9 protein-coding genes and 1 tRNA gene are annotated in these 20354 nt (G+C 42.8%); 1 reads left to right on the forward strand and 9 read right to left on the reverse strand.

Annotated elements, in window-relative coordinates:
- Positions 1-53: 53 nt before the first annotated feature.
- Positions 54-126 (reverse strand) — tRNA-Ala (locus tag HNP76_RS13340).
- A gap of 100 nt (positions 127-226) precedes the next feature.
- Between HNP76_RS13340 and HNP76_RS13345 the strand changes: the two genes are divergently transcribed.
- Entirely contained in the window at positions 227-1123 is an 897-nt protein-coding gene (locus tag HNP76_RS13345) for a 1-acyl-sn-glycerol-3-phosphate acyltransferase (RefSeq protein ID WP_184661380.1), read from the forward strand.
- A gap of 88 nt (positions 1124-1211) precedes the next feature.
- Here HNP76_RS13345 and HNP76_RS13350 read toward each other — a convergent pair whose 3' ends face one another.
- The 8 genes from HNP76_RS13350 to HNP76_RS13385 form a co-directional block, all read right to left on the reverse strand.
- Entirely contained in the window at positions 1212-2540 is a 1329-nt protein-coding gene (locus HNP76_RS13350) for a tetratricopeptide repeat protein (RefSeq protein ID WP_184661381.1), read from the reverse strand.
- A 27-nt stretch (positions 2541-2567) separates the two neighbouring features.
- Positions 2568-3737, reverse strand: coding sequence for a pyridoxal phosphate-dependent aminotransferase (locus HNP76_RS13355; protein WP_184661383.1), 1170 nt, complete (start codon positions 3735-3737; stop codon positions 2568-2570).
- Positions 3738-3755: 18 nt separating this feature from the next.
- Entirely contained in the window at positions 3756-4250 is a 495-nt protein-coding gene (locus tag HNP76_RS13360) for an Lrp/AsnC family transcriptional regulator (RefSeq protein ID WP_184661578.1), read from the reverse strand.
- Between the two features lie 121 nt (positions 4251-4371).
- The gene (locus HNP76_RS13365; protein WP_184661385.1) at positions 4372-7431 is read right to left on the reverse strand and encodes a BspA family leucine-rich repeat surface protein; all 3060 of its coding nucleotides are present in this window, start codon (positions 7429-7431) and stop codon (positions 4372-4374) included.
- A gap of 14 nt (positions 7432-7445) precedes the next feature.
- Positions 7446-11318: a hypothetical protein gene (locus HNP76_RS13370; RefSeq protein WP_184661388.1), complete on the reverse strand. Its 3873-nt coding sequence runs from the start codon at positions 11316-11318 to the stop codon at positions 7446-7448.
- A 13-nt stretch (positions 11319-11331) separates the two neighbouring features.
- Entirely contained in the window at positions 11332-14847 is a 3516-nt protein-coding gene (locus tag HNP76_RS13375; protein ID WP_184661390.1) for a hypothetical protein, read from the reverse strand.
- Between the two features lie 12 nt (positions 14848-14859).
- The gene (locus tag HNP76_RS13380) at positions 14860-17958 is read right to left on the reverse strand and encodes a hypothetical protein (RefSeq protein WP_184661392.1); all 3099 of its coding nucleotides are present in this window, start codon (positions 17956-17958) and stop codon (positions 14860-14862) included.
- Positions 17959-17976: 18 nt separating this feature from the next.
- Positions 17977-20346, reverse strand: a complete 2370-nt coding sequence (locus HNP76_RS13385) for an InlB B-repeat-containing protein (RefSeq protein ID WP_184661394.1) — start codon at positions 20344-20346, stop codon at positions 17977-17979.
- Between the last annotated feature and the right edge of the window lie 8 nt (positions 20347-20354).

Consider the following 20354-nt stretch of genomic DNA (forward strand, 5'->3'; position numbering starts at 1 on the left):
AAGAGGAACAATCGCCTTGATGCAAAACATTGCAGTGCAAGGACTTAAAGGATTGGAGACGAACGGACTCGAACCGTCCACCCTTTGATTGCGAACCAAATGCTCTACCAGATGAGCTACGCCCCCAAATCTTTAAAATAATATCAAATCGGCCAGAAAAGCGCAATCTCTTGCTAAAAATCAATATAGGATTTAAAATGGTAAAATCACACTTATAGAGGAATTTATGGCACTTTCTATCCGCGAAAAATACGCAGACATGTTCAAGTCGCTCGCAAATCTTTCAGTGGCAGCGGCAAAAATCGACGAGACAAATGTTTATCAAAAGGAAAACCCGCAGACTCGCAAATTCATGGATATGCTGGTCGCTGACAATATGGCGGAAGGAAGCCGTCTTGAAGGCAAAGAAAATTTCCGTGCATTCCTGGACGCAGTAAAGGGCGGCAAGCACGGTCTTATTCTCATGGAGCATTATTCAAACACAGACCTTCCGGCCCTCTGCTATCTTTTGGAGCACGATCTGGGCGATGAAGGCAAAGACCTTTCAAAGAGAATCGTCGCAATCGCCGGAATGAAGCTCAACGAAGCAAATCCCCTTGTCCGTGCCTTTGCAGAAAGCTTTACCCGAGTCGTAATCTACCCTACCCGCTCACTCACCAAGGCCGAAGAAAAGGCTCAGTCTGAAGAAGAGCGGATCGAAGAAGAAAAACGCGCACGCACAATCAACCTGGCTGCAATGAGGGCTATGGACAAGTGCAAGCGTGACGGAGAAGTTATCCTCGTATTCCCAAGCGGCACCCGCTACCGCCCGGGCCACCCGGAGACAAAACGCGGTCTTCGCGAAATCGATTCATACCTTCGCATGTTCGATGTAATGATTTTGGTAACAATCAACGGAAGTGCACTCACAATCGACATGAACAACCCGGATGACATGCTGGCTGATTTGGTTGCGCCGGACGTACAGATTTTCACAGCAAGCCCGGTTATCGACTGCAAGCAGTTCAGAAAAGATTACCTTGCGACCCTTCCAAAAGAAGAGCAGGATCCAAAACAGAAGGTAATTGATCATATCATGGAGATTTTTGACGAGCAGCACGAAAAAATCGAAAAGTTGCGCTAGGGATTGTAGCCGCTTGTTCGCGAAGCGAATGGAGCGATAGCGTAACGGCGAAAAGCCCGACCGGCAGCCGAAGGCTGACGGTAGCGCCCTAGGAATCAATCTTCTTTAAAATCTTAATGAGGCCGTTCTTGTCGACTAGATCGATAGGGCGGCCTTCTGCGTATTTACGGCCTTCCTCACTAAAGAGACCCGCTGTAATACAGACGCCCTTGTCGGCCTTTGCCTCTGTGACCCGCGCATGGAATTCACGCACATACAAGTCAGCAACGGCACCAGTCGTTCGGTAGAATCTGAAAATATGAGTTTCTTCGGAGCGGACGAATTCAACGCTGACCAGAATCTCGATGTTCTCCGGCTTAACGGCAATGTCAACGATTTTTGTGACAGCCTTCTGATAAAACTTGAGGACGATTTTACGGCAGAGGGCAACATAGTCGCTCGAACTTGCCATGAGATAGGTCTGCAAATTTTTGTTCTGGTTGAGCTCGGAATAGCGGGCAAGGAGCTGAGGAACATCCTTGTACTGAGGATTGACAGCCTGGATAGACTGGAGATACTCAATACCCTTACCGATTATCTTCTGGGCAAAGTAAGCCAGGGCAAGACGGTAGCGGGTTTCGATTGAAATTTCCGGAGCCGCATTCTGATGCTTGAGGCCGATTTCAAAATCCTGGACAGCCTTGTCAGCTTCACCCTGCTTGAGATGATACATGCCGGCCGCAAGACAGGCCTTTGCGCCGAATTCCGGATCCGGACGAAGGTGCATGAAGACTTTCATTGCCTTGTCGCCGTAGCCGCTTTCGTTCATGCCGTCGGCCATAGCAAAAAGAGCCTCTTTGTTCTCAGGATTTTCGTCCAGAGCCCGCTTGAGGTATGGAAGTGATTCTTTGTAATGCTTTGCTTTATAAAGAGATAATCCGAGCGGAGAAGCGATTCCCGTTGCCTCAGGCTTTACGACAACGACCCTTTTGAAGCGTGGAACAGCCTTGTCAAACTCGTTGTTTTTGTAAAAAGCCAGACCCAGATAATAGTTGACTTCAAAATCGTTTGGATTAATCTGAACCGCCGTGCTCAAGCCCTTAAATGATTCGGCAATTTTATCAAGCTTGACCGCACAAATTCCCTGGCGGAGAGAAGCCTTGAAAACGTCGATTTCTTTATGGGCCGGCGCAATGCTCATCTGCGTTTCGTAAATCGGGTAAGCCTTATCCCAGGCACGCTCGTTATAATATAAATCGCCCAAAGCCATGAGGGCGTCAGGATTGTGAGGGTCCTGAGCGAGTTTTCGAGTAGATTCCTTTAAAATCTGGGCACGAGACTTCTGCTTGCCCTTTTTGCCCGTCTTTTTGCGGGTGGCAACTGAGAGAATAATTGCGCCAAAAGCAGCTATGATGACAACAGCGATTAAAGTACTCATATCGTGTCTATTATCGGCAGATTCTTATTATTTCCTTAATTCTTCAACGAATTCGGCGATTCTGTCCAAAGCTGTCTTCATTTTGTCGATTGCGGTTGCGTAACAACAGCGGATGTGACCTTCGCCACCCAGACCGAAAACGCTTCCTGGAACTACGGCAACATTGTGCTTCTGGAAAAGTTGGGTGGCAAATTCTTCGCTGGAAATACCGAGATTTTTGATGCTCGGGAACATGTAGAAGGCACCGGTTGGCTCTGGAACTTCAAGGCCCATATCGCAGAAAGCCTTGTACATGAGGTTTCGCCTCTGCTGATAGCTTACGCGCATTTTTTCAACGTCTTTCCAGCCGTGGCGCAGGCCTTCGACAGCCGCATACTGACTGAAAATCGGAGCACAGATTGTATTGTAGCCGTGGAGCTTTACGATTTGAGCCAGGACTTCTGAAGGAGCCGCAATGTAGCCGATTCGCCAGCCAGTCATTGCGAAAGATTTTGAGAAGCCGTTGAGGACAATTGTGTAGTCCTTCATGCCAGGGAAAGAGCCGACTGAAACGTGCTCTGCTCCGTCGTAGGCAAGCTCGCAGTAAATTTCGTCTGAGATACACCAGATTTGATTCTTGACGACGACTTTTGCGATTTTTTCAAGCTCGTCTTTTGGAATCATGGTGCCGGTCGGGTTGTTTGGCGAACACATCATGACGCACTTGGTCTTTGGTGTGATTGCCTTTTCAATCTGCTCGGCAGTCGGGTAGAATCCGTTTACGCTTGTATCGATTGGAACGACTTTTGCCCCGGTCAATTCTGCAAGCGGAGTGTAGTTTACGTAGCAAGGCTGAACGACGATGATTTCATCCCCAGGGTTCAAGATTGCGCGCAAAACGGCATCAACGCCCTCAGAAGCACCGACTGTAATCAGGATTTCGTTCTTTGGGTTGTAGTAAAGGTTGTAACGCTCCATGTATTTGGCGATTTCTTCACGAAGCTCAATCAAGCCCCAGTTTGAAGTGTATGAAGTGTGACCTTTTTCAAGATGGTAATATGCTTCCTCGCGGATTACCCAGGGAGTCGGGAAATCTGGTTCACCGACTGAAAGTGAAATTACGTCGTCATGACCAATCAGCATCTCAAAAAACTTGCGGATGCCCGACGGCGGAATATTCTGCATTGATTTTGATAATCTATCTTCTCTAGTATTCATTTAATTCTCCAAAATGGCTTAAGCCATGACTCCCTCACGGCGGTCTGATTCGTCCTCAACATAAAGAACGTCATTTTCTTTGTAAGTTTTGAGAAGGAAGTGAGTCTTTGTAGAGCGCACACCTTCAAGAGTTGAAAGCTTCTGGGCGACAAAAAGCGCGACTTCACGCAAATCATCACCTTCAATAACGACCTTCAAATCGTAGCCACCGCTCATCAGATAAAGCGACTTGACCTGCGGGAAGCGGTAAATTCGCTCGGCAAGGGCGTCAAATCCATGCTCACGCTCAGGCTGGCACTGAATCTCAATCTCAGCACGGACCTTGTCCTTTGTGTTGATGTCTTTTTCCGGGTTTACAATGGCGGCGTATTTTAAGATGATTCCTTCGTCTTCAAGGCCTTTGATAATCGCCTTAACTTCATCGGCGGATTTTTTTGTCATCGCCGAAATGTCTTCAACAGAGAGCCGCGCATTTTCACGCAGCAAATCCAAAATCTCTTCTTTTCCGTCCATAGTTTTTACCTCTGTAAACATTTTACTTTATTATAGAAGATTTTGAAAGTAGGAAATAAAAAACGGCGTGCAAACCTTTCGATTTACACGCCGGGGGAAAAAAAGGAGAAAAAGGATTTGATTATGGGGCTGGGTCAACCCAGTCGCCGAGTTTTGTAAGATAGCCCGGAGTTTCTGGAGTATCAATTACGGCATAGGTTACATCAGTATGTGTATTGGTATAAACTGTGCCATTTCCACCTGTAAGCCTATCACAAGAACGGAACATATCTGTTCCTGAATCTGTAACGGCACTTGTTTTCCATCCCTGTCCTACATAAATCTTTGTAAGGTTAAGACAAGAATTGAACATAGAAGCCATATTTGTGACACTACTTGTTTTGAAACTTGAAAGATCAAGCAATTCGAGAGATTCCATACCTTCGAACATAGAGGCCATGCTTGTAACGCTGCTTGTATCGAATTTGCTCAAATCAAGCTCGGTAATATACCACACGCTTTGGAATACTCCGCTCATATCAGTAACATGTGATGTATCAAAATCAGCTCCGAAATTTACACTGGAAAGTTCGGGGCACTCAGCGAACATGTTTTTCATATTCTTAAGAGCCGAAGTTTTAAAGTTTGACAAATCGAGTTCAGCAATAGCGGTGCCAGTAAACATTTCGCTCATATCTTCTACAGATTCTGTGTTGAAGCCTTGCAAATCCAAATCTTCAAGTCTTTCATCTTTAGAGAACATTTTGCTCATGTCTGTTACAGCGCTTGTATCAAAATTCTCGCCGAAATTAATTGAATCAAGATTTTTACATCCAGCAAACATCGAAGCCATATTAGTTACAACCGGAGTGCCATTACTATCTTTTGTTGTAAACCTGCTCAAATCAATATCTGTAAGAGTAGTAAGATCTTTAAACATTTCAGAACAGTCTGCATTCAATACAATTGGTCCTGTATAGCCTTCTGCACTGATTGTGATTGCTGCATTTAATCCAGTTCCAGATCTCCATGCCTTAACTTCGACAGTTGAAGACTCATCAGAAATAGTATAAGTATCTCCTGTAGGAGTATCTGTAGAAAATTTGAATATTTTAGTTCTCTTCAAATAAGTTGCAAATATCTCATTAAGCTTTTTACCACTCTTAAGCACAACCCTGTCAGTTGTTGGAACTGTATTTCCGCCGACATTCTTTGCAAGGACTGTAATCTCAATATATTCCGAAGCCATTGTATAGCCTTCTTGTCCTACTGTGCCACTTTCTCCATAGCGCAATCGGATAGAAGAACCAGATGATGCAGCAAATGAATCAGCTGTGACAAGATTCCAGCTTGTGCCGCTATTAGTAGAATATTGTAATCCTGCCATTGCGACAGTTGCATCATTAAAAGCAACTTTTCCGGTTTCAAGCCCTGTAGAGTCTTTAAGGCCTACACCAGTCGGAGCAGATTTCTGAACAGTAATATAAACGCTTGTGTCTGTGCCGCTTGCAATTGTGTAACCGTCTACCGAGATTGTTACATTAAGTTTCTTTGATGCAGAAAGTGCCGAATAATCCTCGAAATCACCTTTGAGCAAAGTGTTGCTGATTGTATTTCCGTAAATATCTTTGAGAATTCCAGAAAGTACCAGACTTGATTTATTAGGTTTGTTTCCTGCAATTACTTTTCCGCCGTACTGAATGTTAATTCCGGCGAGATCAAGAGTGCCTTGTGTAATAACCGCTTCTTCACCAGAAGACATTAACACGGCAGACGCATTTTCGTTACCAGCTGCAACCGTATGATAGATAACCTGACTTCCTTCCGTAACATCAGCTACAGAATAAGTTTTTGAAACCCTAAGCCCGATTTTCTTGCCAATTTTGTCGCTTGTGAGTTTGTAAGAATTTGTTGTTGCCCCGCTGATATCAGATTCAGTTTCACCGTCAATAGAATACCACTGATAAGTACAGGTTGATTTTATTTCCGTACCTAAAACGATAGTGTTTCCAATCTGAGGCCTGTTCTTTTTTGCTTCATCTGTAATTCCAGTATCCTGATAATTCAAAACCAAATCAGGCAAACTCTCTGCTTCGCCAGCATTTACGTATTTTCCGTAGAAAATTTTATGACCACGGCTTCCGGCAGGAATTTCTGTGACTGGAGTTCCGCTGAAGCTGGAATTGTCATACCATCCGCAGAAAAGTTTTGAATCAGAGTCGAGTTCATTTGTGCCGTCGGATTTTTTTGCGGCAGGAAGAGTGATTTTTTCTGAATGGCGAGTAAAACTTCCTGTTGCGTTCACAGATGGAGCCGGAATATAACTTATTGTATAAACGTCATCAAGACTCTGAACATATACAGATGATTCAGAAGTATTGTCCTTTACAATATAAACATATTCTTCGTAAGGATTTGCGTTCAGTTTGTTTCCGCCTGTAAGAGCATCGTAAAAATTGAATGCCGCAACGTATTTTCCAGCAGGAACATCAGAAAGTTCATATTTACTGCCTGTAAAACTCTTGAAAGAATATGCCTCTCCCTCAACAGGAACCAAAGTACCGTCTTCACCAGGAGCTTTGAAAAGCGCACCTTCAATTCGCTTTACAGCAGAAGATGTGTAGTTCACGATGACTGAAAGATTACCTGTTCCTTCCACATCTGTATCAATTTCTGTGAGAACAAGATGGAATTTTACATCTACGCTTGCTGCAGCATTTTCAATTACAATTGTAGTTTTGTCTGTTTCACCAGAATCATCATCTCTTCCGGTTGCAGAATATTTTGTGACGGTCTTTTTTTCTGTACCACCGTTTCCATCACCCACAGTGACGATTTTTTCGGCTGACAAAACCATATGCCATCTTCCGTAGCGAACACCAATAGATTCTGTGTTGAGCTTACTTAGAATACCAGCACCTGTTCCGGCTTCCCAGGTTTTTATTGTGACCCAGTTTGCATCTGTGGCAGATGGAGAGTTAGTTGTACCTTTGAGTGTCCATGTCCATTCATCATAATTATTGATGAGAGGATATGCCGTGCGGGCATTGTCATCGAGAGAGATTCGAATTGAGCCGTAACCTTCTCCAAAATCAACCTTTTCGGAATCGTCTCCACCGGCATTAAAATCCGTGCACGAAGCGAAGAGCAATACGAATGTTGAAATCAAAAACAGTATATTTTTCTTCAATTTAGCTTTCATAATTTACCTCCCTCTTAGTTGCTCACAACAATACTTGCGCCACCGATATGTTCAATGCCGTATTCATCAGTACCGTAAGCAGTAATCTGGTATGTGCCGTCTTTCAAATCCGAAAGAGTGAACTCAAGTTTTGCTTCTGTTCCTGGACTTCCGAGAACTTCAACAACACCAGTTGAAATGCCCTCAGCCTTCTTGAAGTTTGCAACGCTCATTCCGTCAACCTTCCAGCGAGTGATTGTAAAATTCTTAGTAAGATCTTCCGCAAGTTTGAATGTGACTGTACCACCAGACCTTGCGCCCGAAAGCTTTAAATCAGCCTTTTCTACGGTTACAATAGCATTTTTGATACCACGGATACCGTCGTTGTCGAAGCTGCTATAAGGAACATCTACGACTTCAGAAGCATGCTGCGTAATGTTGACTGTATACACGCGGCCATCAGAATCTTTTACAGTACATTTAGTTCCGTCGTTTGAAAATTCTGTTGCGGTGTATAAGTCAGTAAAACTTGGAGTATGCCAGGTGTTTGTACCAGTGTCGTAATAAACGATATTTTCATACAAGCCATCAACAAGGCCTTTCATCTTTGATCTGAGGGAAATAAACTGACTCTGACCAATGCTTGTAGTATAATACTCGCTTACAAGAGGTTTTTCAAAACAGCCGTCTCCGTTTGTATCCACAGGAATTGAATGCCAGCCTGTTTCGAGGCAGCGGTCAAATTCCTGCTGAATATTGTCTATTAAAGTTTGAGTTCTGGTATCTTCATCTTCCGCCGTTTTTGTAATATAAACAGCATTTAACTGGTCCATAGTCATACTCTCATAGTAGTCTTTCAGAGATTCAAAATATGTACGTGTAAACTCATAAGCATGAGTTGGAGCCAGTGTTGCATTGAATGCTACATGACCGATACTTACAGTTTTACGGTCATCTCCTTCCTTAAGAGAATTAGTTTTGAGCGTAACGGTTGTTTGTGCACCAGTAACAGGGTCTGTAACAGTTACCTCTTGGTTTTTACCAACAGCAGGAGGATTTGGTTTAATTGGGATTCCGGTAACAGTTACTGTTTTTGAATCATATCCTGTTGCTGAAACTGTAACTTCTACACTACCGGTTGAAGCACCATCTTCTGCAGAAACTTTTGTAATTGAAGAAACGCGACAATTGATTTGCGCCCCGTTGTTTGAATCTGTATTTGTAGTAAAGGTGCTTGGATTAAGCTCAGACATTGTTACAGAATCACCTGATTTTTTGGCAGGACCTGCATAGCTGAAACGTGGTTGAGTCATTTCACCGGCTTGAAGGTCAAAGCTACCGAGCTCAATTGTTTTTCTGCCAATATAAGGATAGTCTCTGTAAGCAGTTACTCTACCTTTTCCATTTTCACCCCAGTCTGCCTGTTTTACGGTATGAGATTCTGAAGTTGCACCTGTAGAGTTATATACTCCAGCTCCCAAAAACTCCACAATCCAACATATGTCTGTATATTGTGTAATCTGCTTTTCGCTTGAATCAAGCATCTTAAATGAAATGGCTTTACCAACCTGTCTGTCTCTGACTAATGCAATCTTAGAAATCATCTCGCGGGTACCGATATAGCCTACAAGATCAGACTCAGTTGGAACGTATGTTTCAGAATCTGCGATATATCCAATATTATAACCTTTAGCATTAGTATTAGTATTATTAACCCCATTATTGTTTATACCAAGTTGTAAGTCTGATGAAACAATCTGACATTTACTGCCAGTTGCAGCCATTGTTTCTGGAGTGGCACATGCCGTCGGAGTTAGCGTTTTATTGAAGATGGTTGTATTATGATAAGTAGAAACTTCTGTTTTCATAAAGGCAACCTTACCCTTATCAATACAATCAAGAATCTTATCTTCTGCTACCCCACCAAGATTTGCTTTTCCCCAGAGAATAATTGGAAGAACTTCTTTTGTAGGTTTCTTGTATTTTACAGAAATATAGGCTCCATTAACTCCAGTCAGAGATAAATCTTCATAGCCATCTGCTTTAAGAACAACATCATAACATTTAGAACCTGTTTCTTCATCTGGAGCTACAAGCGTTACACCTTCTGCAAAGGCAAGAGTTGGAGTAATTCCAAGACCACTAAGAGTCCAGCTATCGGAAGATTGATTATTATCATCGCAGACATTAGTTTTTACAACGTTATTAACGTCCTGATTCAATACATCATTACTTAAAGCATAACCACATAAAACAGCAATACTTTTGTTGTATTGAAGTTTAAAGGCATCTTTTACAAAAAGAGTTCCTTTTGCAACCGTTCCGGCTTCTGTAGATTTTTCAGTTGAATTCGTCTCAATATCATAGACACCGGATGTTTGAGCATTCGCTGTAATCGTGTATTTTTGCACGACCTCAACCTTGATTTTCTTTTTTGCATAGGTTGGTTTGAGCCAGATTGAAGAACTTGCAGGCGTTGAGTCAGCATTGCTTGCATCTGTATCGATTGTAACATCAGTTGCAGGGATTTCTGTCCAGCTCTCACCTTCTCCGTAATACCACTTCCAGCTTGCGATTGTTCCGAGGAACGGCACATCAGAAGAGTCATCATTATAGTAAGGAGTTGCAGTGATTTTGTGGCCAACCTTCAAAAGTCCGCTGAGAGGATGTTCAGTTTCGTCGGCAGTTACTCCATCATCATAAGTGAATTTAACACCCAGAACTGTCGGAACTTCGTTTTTATGAACGAATCTTGCCTTCAAGTCAAGATTTCCGACTCTTGATTTTTGTTCAATTTTTGTGATTCTGTTTGCAAAAGAAGTGTCACTTGTCTCGTACCAGCCAAGGAAAATGTGATTTTTGATGAAATCATTTTCTGAATCAAAATCACCTGTAACTGGCAAAGTAGTCTCGCTGCTCAAACGTGTATAGTGCGAAGGTGCGTTGTAACCACTGGCAAAGAGAGAAGCAAAATCAACATCGGAAGTGCCATCGTTATATTTATAGCTGATAGTAAATGTTCCGTTCGGGTCAATATTGAGTGTTGATTTGCTGGCAAGATTGTTAATGACATACGCATATTCCCTTGTCGAGCAGATGAAGATTTCCCTGTTGGCAGAATCTTTTCCATAAAGTTCAAAATCTGCGTAATACTGGCCTTCCGGAAGGTCGGCTACTTTGTATTCTTTTTCTGTGGCGTATACAAGTGTTGATTCATCTTTAAGCTGTGCAGGATTTTCCGTATCACCAGCTTTATAGAGTTTTGCTTTGATTGTCGAAACTCCGTTAGATTCTCCACAGTTTAGAGTTATAGCAAGACTACCGGTTTTGTTCACATCAAAGACATACTTGCTTGTACGGCTGAGTTCGAAAGAAACTTCATTAACCTCGCCAACTTCAGCAGTCGTAATCGTTTTTTTGCCCTCAAACAGGATAAAACTACCATCTTCGAGATTTCCGTCTGTGTCAAAAGTTCCACCGTAGTAGCCTTTGAGGGTAAATTCCCAAGTTTCAGGCGGTTCCATTGGAGGATATGTGAGCGGAATATACTGGTCATCCAGCAAAGCTCGATATGCTGTTTTAGTGACAGTTCCGTTCTCTTCTGTTTGCGTCCATGTTTTTGAGACTTTTGAGCTATTTCTAGTGCCTTCCAGATAAAACTGAGTAAACCCAGCATAACGAGATTCTTTGTCAGAAGCATTCTCAGTCGTAAAGTCCGGGAAAGCCGTTCGTGCCTCTTCAACAGAAGCCGAATCCAAAAGAACCTTGATGCAGCTGATTCCACCGAAAGGAGATTTTTCCTTCTGAACTGTCTTTTCCCCAGAATCATCTGAAAGATCGCCACATGATGAAAGAATCAGAGAAAAAGCCGTGATTAGTGCCAAAAAATATTTGTTTATCTTTTTCATAGTCTAAATCTCCTTAATTACCAACTGTCACTGTTGCAGTTGCGGTATAAATTTGACCATTGCCATCTTTTGCCTCAAGACGAATTACATATTTGTCATGGAGCCTGTATGTATCAGGAAGAGTGAAGCTGTTTGCAGTCGCATTTGAAACAATTTCACCGTCGAGATACCACTGATATGTGAAGCCTGTTAAACCAGCCTCTCTTGATGCAGTCACAGTCTTTCCGCTGACGGTAAGTTTTAGTTCACTGTCGTTGTTTACTGTGATGTCTGTAATCTTTCCGCTGTATTTGCCGACATGATCTGTCAAATAAACAGGTATCGAATCAGAAGCCTCTGTAATTCCAGAATAGCCTAAACCAGATTCAAGAAGAGCTTCATCCGTTGTATAGCCATCCCCAATCTTTTCACCAACGTGAGACACCCAAAGATTTTTATTGACATCATAGAATGCATAAAAGCCAATTCCAGTGCCACCAGTTTTGAAAGCACGCTTTCTGTAACGAATACGAATCGTTTGCTCTGATCCACCATTTGGTGCAAAAAGCCTTCCATCACCCTTGTTTCTGACGTATTCACCCAAAGAATCCGGCTTATCATTCTGAGGAATAATCGGATACCAGTGCTCCGCCTCAGAACCGTCTGCGGTGTACTCATAGAATGCAAGAGACGGGCCAAAGCCATCATTGATGCTCCTATCAGTGAAGGTATCATCAAACTTGATATGGCCGTATGGAATATATTCTACATCTTCTTTGAGAAGTGTATTTGCAGCAGACGAACCAGAGCCACCACCGCCGCCTTCTCCGCCGCCACCGATACTTGGTGCAGCCGCCTTGACGTCGATTTTTACTGGAACTGTCATCGTGTCATAGCCATTTACGGTAACTTTGACATTTACGTTTCCGCTTGAAGAAGGAGCCGTTGCGCCATCAAAATTAAAACTAGGATTTTTATCTGCTATTGTCACGGTCTCGTTCAAAGCATTCACAAATGAACCTGTTGCAGAAACTTTGCTGCCATCAAGAACTGTATCTGCAAGAACCTTTCCTTCTGTATAAGTAAGACTTATTCCAGAACTACTGATTACACCACCCGCTCCAATTGATGAGCTTGTAGCAGATTTTGTGATAGTTGCTGCAGGAGTTACCTTTGAGTAAGTGTAGACAGCTTCGGCCTTTATGGTTTTATTGTAACAAGTTGTGCGCAAATCCTCGTTGATTGTAAGGCTTGAAGTTTTACTGTGAGTAGATTCTTCTCGTGCTGATGTAATCTCTGAGTCGCCAGCATACCAATTCCAAGTGATTGTGCCGTAGCCGTCTGCGGTAAAGTCTATGCCCTCAGAATTTGTAAATGTTGGTTTTGCAGTTGCCGTGAGAGTGCCACAGACATTTGCGTTCCCAGAAATCTCAACCTTATCCAGCACGATTTTCTTTCCGAGACCAGAAGTTGTATTGTCTTTGTTAGAAGCTTCGGTCCAAGTGATTGTTTCCAAATCAAATGCGTCAGATTCCTTAATGTAGCCGGCTGTATCTGCCATGCCGGTGGCCTTGTATCGAAGCTGAATCACAATGTCTTGACCTGCCGTAAAGCCATCAAATTCAGAATCCGAAATATCATTCCAGGTTCCAGAAGTGCCAAATCTATACTGCATCGTTGCACTCTGTCCTTTAGAAGTCAAACTTGTGGAACTAGAGGTGAATTTGAGTTTTCGGTAAGTGATTGCGTAGTCGTTCGCCTTATCGAGAGCTGGTGACGTAGCAAGATTCGAAGTATTTGCCTCGTACTGAACATTGACGAATACATTTTTTGTTGTGCTCAAAGTTTCGTATGCATCAACAAAAGTTCCGCCAACATCTTTTACAGTGACATCAAATTTTACAGAAATGCTAGAAACCTCTCCAGAAGAAACATCAGGCGCATCCTTTGTATCATTGTAAGTTACAGTAACCTTGTAGTTTTCACCATTCGGCAAAGTCCATGTTCCGACTGTAGAATCTTTAAGAGTTCCAGTTTTTATTGCAAAATGATTTTCAAGTTCAGTTCCACGCACGGGCGTTTCGGTGTATTTAAGCACAACATCACCTGCATCAAGAGTTCCTTGTGAGATTTCTTTTTCTTCACTGTCCGTATGAACATAATCCGAAGCTGAATTGTTCAAAACAACAGAGCCAGAACTTAAATTTCTTGCATCATATTTTGGTACAACGCGAGCTTTAATCTTCTTTCCGTAGTATTTCGGTTCAACGGTGTATGTACTTGTAGCCGTGCAACCTGTTGAAACAGTTGTGATTTCTTTTTCCGCGCTACCGTCAACGTAGTACCAAATCCATTTTGAAACAGCACCGGCAAAGTTTCCGTCAGAAGTTTTTGCAGTCGCAGTGATTGTGCTTCCAACTTTTGCTTTTCCGCCTTCGTCCAAGCCTGTGATTGCAACTTCTGTAATATCAGCGGCATCCTCATCTTTTATGAAAACCGCACAGAAAGTCTTATTTCCGACAGTTTTCTTTGGGATTCCTGTGATTGCCGAAGTATTAATGAACGCATCGCCAGTAACACTTGTCGAATCTGAAGAAATATCAACCCATTTGATGAATTTGTAGCCGGTCATTGTCGGGGCGGTGAGACTAACTTCATTTCGTCTTGTGAACTGAGTCGGGTTAGGGTTTGAGGTTAATGACGAACCTCCAAGGATAGAGCTTTCACCAAGCACACCAGCCGTGTAAGTAATGCTATAAATACTGTCAACATCGCTGATAGAAATAGAAGCTTTTGCACCAAGCGAGTTGATGTTTACGGCTTCGAGCCACGTTCCCAAAAGAGCCTCTTTGTTTGTGTCGCCATAAAAATCAATCTGCGCGATATAAACACCGGCTGGAACACTTGATACCGAATATGTATAAGTTGGGGTAGAGTTTGTTACATTGTAAGAAGCAATCGGAAATCCTGCCGAGCTTCTATCAGAGGATTTCAACAGAGTTCCGGTGATTGCTTGAACCTGAGTGCTGGCCGCATCTTTTAGTTCAATAGCAATTTCGAGCGTTCCCGTGCCCGCACCAGTACCGACATTTACATCTTGAAGAAGAAGTTTGAATTGAAGAGAGTTTTCGCCAGAGCCGATTGTCTTTGTAAGTGTGCCTTCATAACTTGCAAGCTCAACCTCACCTTCTTTCACTTTGCCTGTCAGAGTGAAGTTCCATTCACCAGCAGAAATTGCAAGGGAATCTGAGGTCATTTTCTCATATGCAGAAGTTGTTCCGTCCTTCGCCCAGGTTTTATCGATTGAATTAATAACCGCCCCGGAAGTCGATCTAGTTCCTGTCAAATGATACTCAGTGATTTTAGAAGTATCCATTTCCGGGAAAGCCGTTCGTGCTTTTTCATCAACAACAGACACGACAATTGTAGGCACAGAGACAGTATTCTTTTCTTCATTGCTGGACTCCTCGCCAAAATTGTTACAAGAAGTCACAAGCAGAGAAAGCATCAACGGTACACCAAGTAAAAATCTATTTATTCTTGCTTTCATAATTCACCTCCTCTAGTTGCCGCTTCCGATTTTGACGGAATATATCGCAGAAAGCGTGTTCGATTCACGACTTGCCCAAAGAATCACCTGATAAACACCAGCTGGTGCACTGTCTTTGAATGTAAGGCTTGTTTTGTCTGACGAAACAGTTGCAATCGCATTTTCATCAGTAAGTTCTTCACCCGGGATTTCCCAATCAGAGATTGTTACGCCTGTTGGTACATTTGCAGTGAGAGTTTTACCAGAAGCCGTTAGCGTAACATCATTGTTGTCGAAAGTTATGGCAGGAGTTTGAGCAGCAACGTCCTTGATTACAACGCTGCGAGTTCCAACGTAATCAGTCAAACTTCCTGCCAAGTCAGCAGAAGCGGCCGAAGCAAGGATTGTGCCAGCAGTACCCCCATATGATTTTATTCGCAAATACAAGTGGTCTGGTTTTTGAATCTCTGTTCCTGTAGCAGCATCCGTCCAACCAGAATTTTCTGTTGGAGCTGTAGCTGCCGTTGAATACTGAAGGTGTGCATTTGCGGCTGTATCCGTGAATTTCAAATATCCGAGAGGAATGTCACCCTGACTTGTGCTCAAATAAGTTTCGACTCCAGACGGAACAGGCGACATAACGCTGATTGAAACCGAAAGACTCAAATCATTGTAGCCAGCACGACTTGCCTTTACGGAAACTGAACTTGCTCCGCTTGGAACTGTCGTATTTTCAAATGAAAGACTTGCCGATACGGAAGTTCCTGCCTGATTAGTGTATGTAAGTCCGCCAAGTTTGGTTGCATCAAGAGTGCCACCGAGAACAGCTGTAACAGAATATGTGAGCGTTCCACTTGAAGTGAGAGTGCCTTTTTCAACCGTGCCAGAAGTTGAATTAGAGACAGGATAATTCTTACCGTTCGGATGAGCCTGATTAACCTCAACCTTCAAATTCTTTCCGATTGCATCGGTAGTTCCGATTGTGTAAGAAGAACCCGTTGCACCAGAAATCTCCGTCCAGGTGTCGCCAGAGCCGTAGAACCACTTATAAGAAAGTGTTCCGTCAACTGAAACATCGTGAGTATGATTAACTTCTGTATACGAGACTGTTGCAGTAATAGTGTTGCCGAATTTGAGTGCTGTATCACCGAATGAAACGCCATTGATTATGACGAGAGTTCCTTGGTTTTCAGCAGCAATAGTAACTTGTGCTGGTTCTGACTTTTCAACAAATCCGACTTTGTTGCCAGTATCATCTGCTGTTCCTGCAATTTCTTTTACGCGAACCCAAAGTGCGCCAGGTTGTGTAAAGGCGGTTGTTGTTATATTGCTCCAGGTTGAATCTGTACCAGGTGCAGTTTCAACACCTCCTGGCGTTGTGTATTCAAGTGTTGGGTTTTCAGCAGTAAATGCGATACTTCCCTTTGGAATATTAGGTTTGTCTGTGCTGAGCAAGCCACTTGTTGAAGGTGGATTTGCCTTTACAGTTACGAAGATTGCATTAGAAAGCTCTTTGTTATCGTAACCGTCCGCAGAAGCAATCAAGTTCATGTAACCAGAAGTTGACGGTGCTTTTGCGCCAGTAGCAAAATTGAGATTTACAGTGATTTGATTTCCAGCCTGGTCAGTCAATGTAGCAGTCTGGTTTGTAAGCGACAAATCATCATCAATGAGAACAGAAGTTCCGTCATTGTATTTGAGCGAATCAGAAATAGTGCCGCTCAAAGTTCCAGTTGTTACTGTGACAGAACTTGTAGGTTCAACTGTTCGCGGTATTTCTGATACAGAATAAAGCCCTGTGGATTCTTCTGTGACTGTGTACTTTTGAGTAACTTTAACGGAAATCTTATTGTTTCCTTCTCCGTTTGTCACATCATCTTTTGTAAGCACGTACTCTTTGCTTGTCGCACCAGAGATCTCTTCATTTCCGCGATACCACTCATAAGAAACACTTCCTTCAAAAGTTTCAGTGCCAGCTTTAAGATTCGCAGTCAGTTTGTCACCGACCTTTGCCGAGCCACCAGTGCTGTCAGTAATTTCTACCGATGTAAGCTCTGGCATTTCCTTCTTGCTGATGAACTTTGGAGTGAGTGAAAGATTTTCTGCTTTTGTTCCGTTATCGATTTTGGTGATTTTCGTTCCGTCCGAATACCATCCCAAAAAAAGATTATCCACAGCAACAGCCACTGGAAGAGTGATATTGCTGAATCGGGAATAAGTTCCATATGAAGTCGCAGTGTCAGGCAGATTCCAAGAAATTTCATTGGCTTCATTTACATAGTCTTTTCCTTTCTCTGCATAAGTAATCTCATAAACCTTATTCTTGCTGTCTTTTGCATCAATTTCTTCTATATTTCTGCTCGTTCCGCCTTTTACAATCGTTGCATACTGAACGTTGTAGCCAGTCTGAACGCCATTCGCATCGTAGAATTTGAGAAGAATCTTGTAATAGCCCACATCAAGGTCAGCCCATTCGATTTTTGTTCCGGCTTCGCCCGCTGTAAAAGAAATGGCATTACTGCCCGTTTTGTTATCTGCCGTTTGCTCTACAAAAACTGAATCATCTCTCTTGTAAACAATCGCCTCAATCTTTTTCAACGAATTACCAGAATCTTTTACTGTGAGAGAAAGATTGCCTTTGCCAGTAATAGCTGGATCAAGTTCGGCGAGCGAAAGCTTGAATCTGATTTCATTTGCCCCAAAGTGCATTTCAATTGAATGCAAAATGTTACCTTCAGCATCAATCGTAGAGCCAGAATAGCAACCACTTCCTTCCTCAGAATCAAAATATGCTTTAAGCGTAAAACTATAAGAAGTTCCCTGTTCAACCATGATACTGTTATCAGCGGTCATCAGTTCGTATGCAGTTTTTCCACCTTCCGTTGTCTCGCTTTCCCATGATTCTGTTAGTGCACTTTCACTCCCCTTCTGATATATGAGTTTGAATTTCTTAACCTCTTCGGTTTTCTCAAAAGAAGGAAGTGCAGTTCTTGCATTTTCATCCAGAGAAATTCTAATTGTTGCAACCTCGTCTTCTTTTGAATCAGAACCGAAAAAGTCCGAGCAAGAAGAAAACAGAAGGGCAAAAGCCGTGATTATTACTAAGAAATATTTATTCAGTTTGTTTTTCATAGCCGTTTCTCCTCTCTCTTAGTTTGTTCCCACAGTGATGTACACCGTCGAAGAATAAGTTATCGAATCCTTTGAAGCCGTAACAACAATTCCATAAACGCCCGGAAGAGCATTGTCAGCAATTGTTACAGTTGCCGAGCTGCCATTTGCACCTATCGTGAGCGGATTGTTTGTATAGCCAAAGATTTCGGCTTCCGTCTTCCATTCAAAAACTGCGCCTTCAGGAGCATTCTCAACGGTGAGCGTGATTGACTTTCCTGTTCCACTCTGAGTGATTTCTGTTCCACTCTGAGTGATTTTGATGTCACTTTGAGACTCAAACTTAACGCTGACAATCTTAAGCGCATTCTTTTTACCGACGTTTTCTGAAGCTACAGAAATCGCATTGGAATAAATCACAGAAGGTTCGATATAACCGACAGGATTTTCCTTTCCGTCTGCCTCGCCAGCAGCACCAGCTCTTCGGATAAAGATTTTTTCACCGCCAGCAAACTCATTTTCACCATTTTTAAACTCAGCGTCAGTGAGTTTGTTCCAGCTTGCACCACTAGCAGGAGCCGTTGCACTTGAATCAGTTACCGTGTATTCCAGTCCTTCTGTGACAGGAGAAGTGAATTTTACATATCCGCCAGTAATTGTTGGATTTGGAGTCTCTTCCACAAGCGTTGGAATCTCTGTGCTTTCCACAGGAGGTCGCTTCACATAAACGAAAAGCGGACTTGCTTCTTCGCCAGTTCCACCAAGACTAATTTCAACATCCCCGTAGCCTTTTGCAGTCACTTTGATTTTGACAGGAACATAATCTGAAGAATTTGGAGCAGTCTGATTTTCAACAAGAGAAACGGCAACAGAAACCGTAACATCGTTTTCTTCACTGTCTTTTACCGTTCCGCTTGCAGGACTTACAGAAACTTTTGTGTTATACAAAGTTGAACCGATTATCGCAGGAAAATTGTGAGATTCGGCTGTGTTTCCATCGTAGAGAATAGTGAGGGTTTTAATCAGTTCTTTTATTTCCTCTTCTTTCAAACTTCCCTTTGCAACATCCTTTGTTTCCGAAGAAACCGGATTATTGTCAGTCTTAACGACATTGATTTTCTTTGCCTCATCTTTCTGTACCGTGTATTTCTGAATAACTTCCACACGGATTTTTTGACCGTTATCTTCTGCATCTTCTTGGGCAAGCTGGTATTCAGATTCCGTAGCACCAGCGATTAAAGTCCATTCTGAATCAGAAATAGTGCCGTCGTCGTCAGAATCTTTTCCTCGGTACCATTTGTAAGATGCAACTTCACCTGTAAATTTGTCATTTTCGGTGGTCTCACCTTCTTTTGTATATGGCACGGCTTTTACTTTCTTTCCGACTTTGACATCGCCCTCGATTTTTACGCTCTTGATTGGAGTAACATCAGCAAGGCTCATGTATTTTGCGTAGAATTTCTGCGCGCCCACTGTGTTCTCAGGGATTTCTGTAATTGCTGTGGCTGTATATCCCTGGGCATCCGCATTGGTTGCGAACCAGCCGCAGAATTCGTATCCTTCTTTTGAAACAGCCGGTGATTCAATATTTGGAAGAACGACTTTTGTATGGCGGGTGTATTTTTCCGTTGTTGAAGTCTCGCCGTAGTGGTAAGTGATTGTATAAGTGCTGTCGAGGCTTTTCAATTCCACGCTTGAAGAACTTGTTTTGCCTGGAACGACAATCGCATATTCCGGGCAAGTTCCCAAAAGCAATCCGTTTTCATCATAAAAATTGAACACAACCTTGTAGCTTCCAGCGTCGAGATTTTCAAAACTTGCCGAGCCTCCTGTAATTGGCGATTCGTTTTGTACAAGAGTGCCAGTCTCGTCATTTTTGTATAAAGCGGCTTTTACAACGCTAAGTTCGCCCGGAGGTGTAACGCTTATGCCTACTGAGAGATTGCCTTTTCCGCTTTCAGGAATCGTAATCAAATCAATTTTGAACTCAATATCGTTTGCTCCAAGCGAAAGAGTTTTTGTGACAAAGCCTTCGTAAGCAGTGCCGCTCGCTTCCGTTGCCTTTAAGCGGAAAGTCCACTCGCCCACTTCAATTTGAATTTTCGCGTCCTTCATCAAATCATAGGCTGTCTTGTTTGCCGTTGCATCAGATTCCCATGATTTAATAGAAGATTCTGCGCCAGTGCCAAACTTTCCAAAAAGCTCAAATTTATTGAATTCAGAAAGTTCGTAAGAAGGAAGGGCTGTTCGTACCACTTCATTTTTTACGCTGAGAGAAATATATGCTTTGTTGTCGATGGAATTTTCGGAATCACCCGAACTTCCATTCATATTGCTGCAGGAGAATGCAAGCAAAGCAACAAGTGCGGTCATAAAAGCAAAGCAGCTTGTAGTTATCTTTCTTTTCATACCCTACT

Source organism: Treponema ruminis (assembly GCF_014201975.1).
GTDB lineage: Bacteria > Spirochaetota > Spirochaetia > Treponematales > Treponemataceae > Treponema_D > Treponema_D ruminis.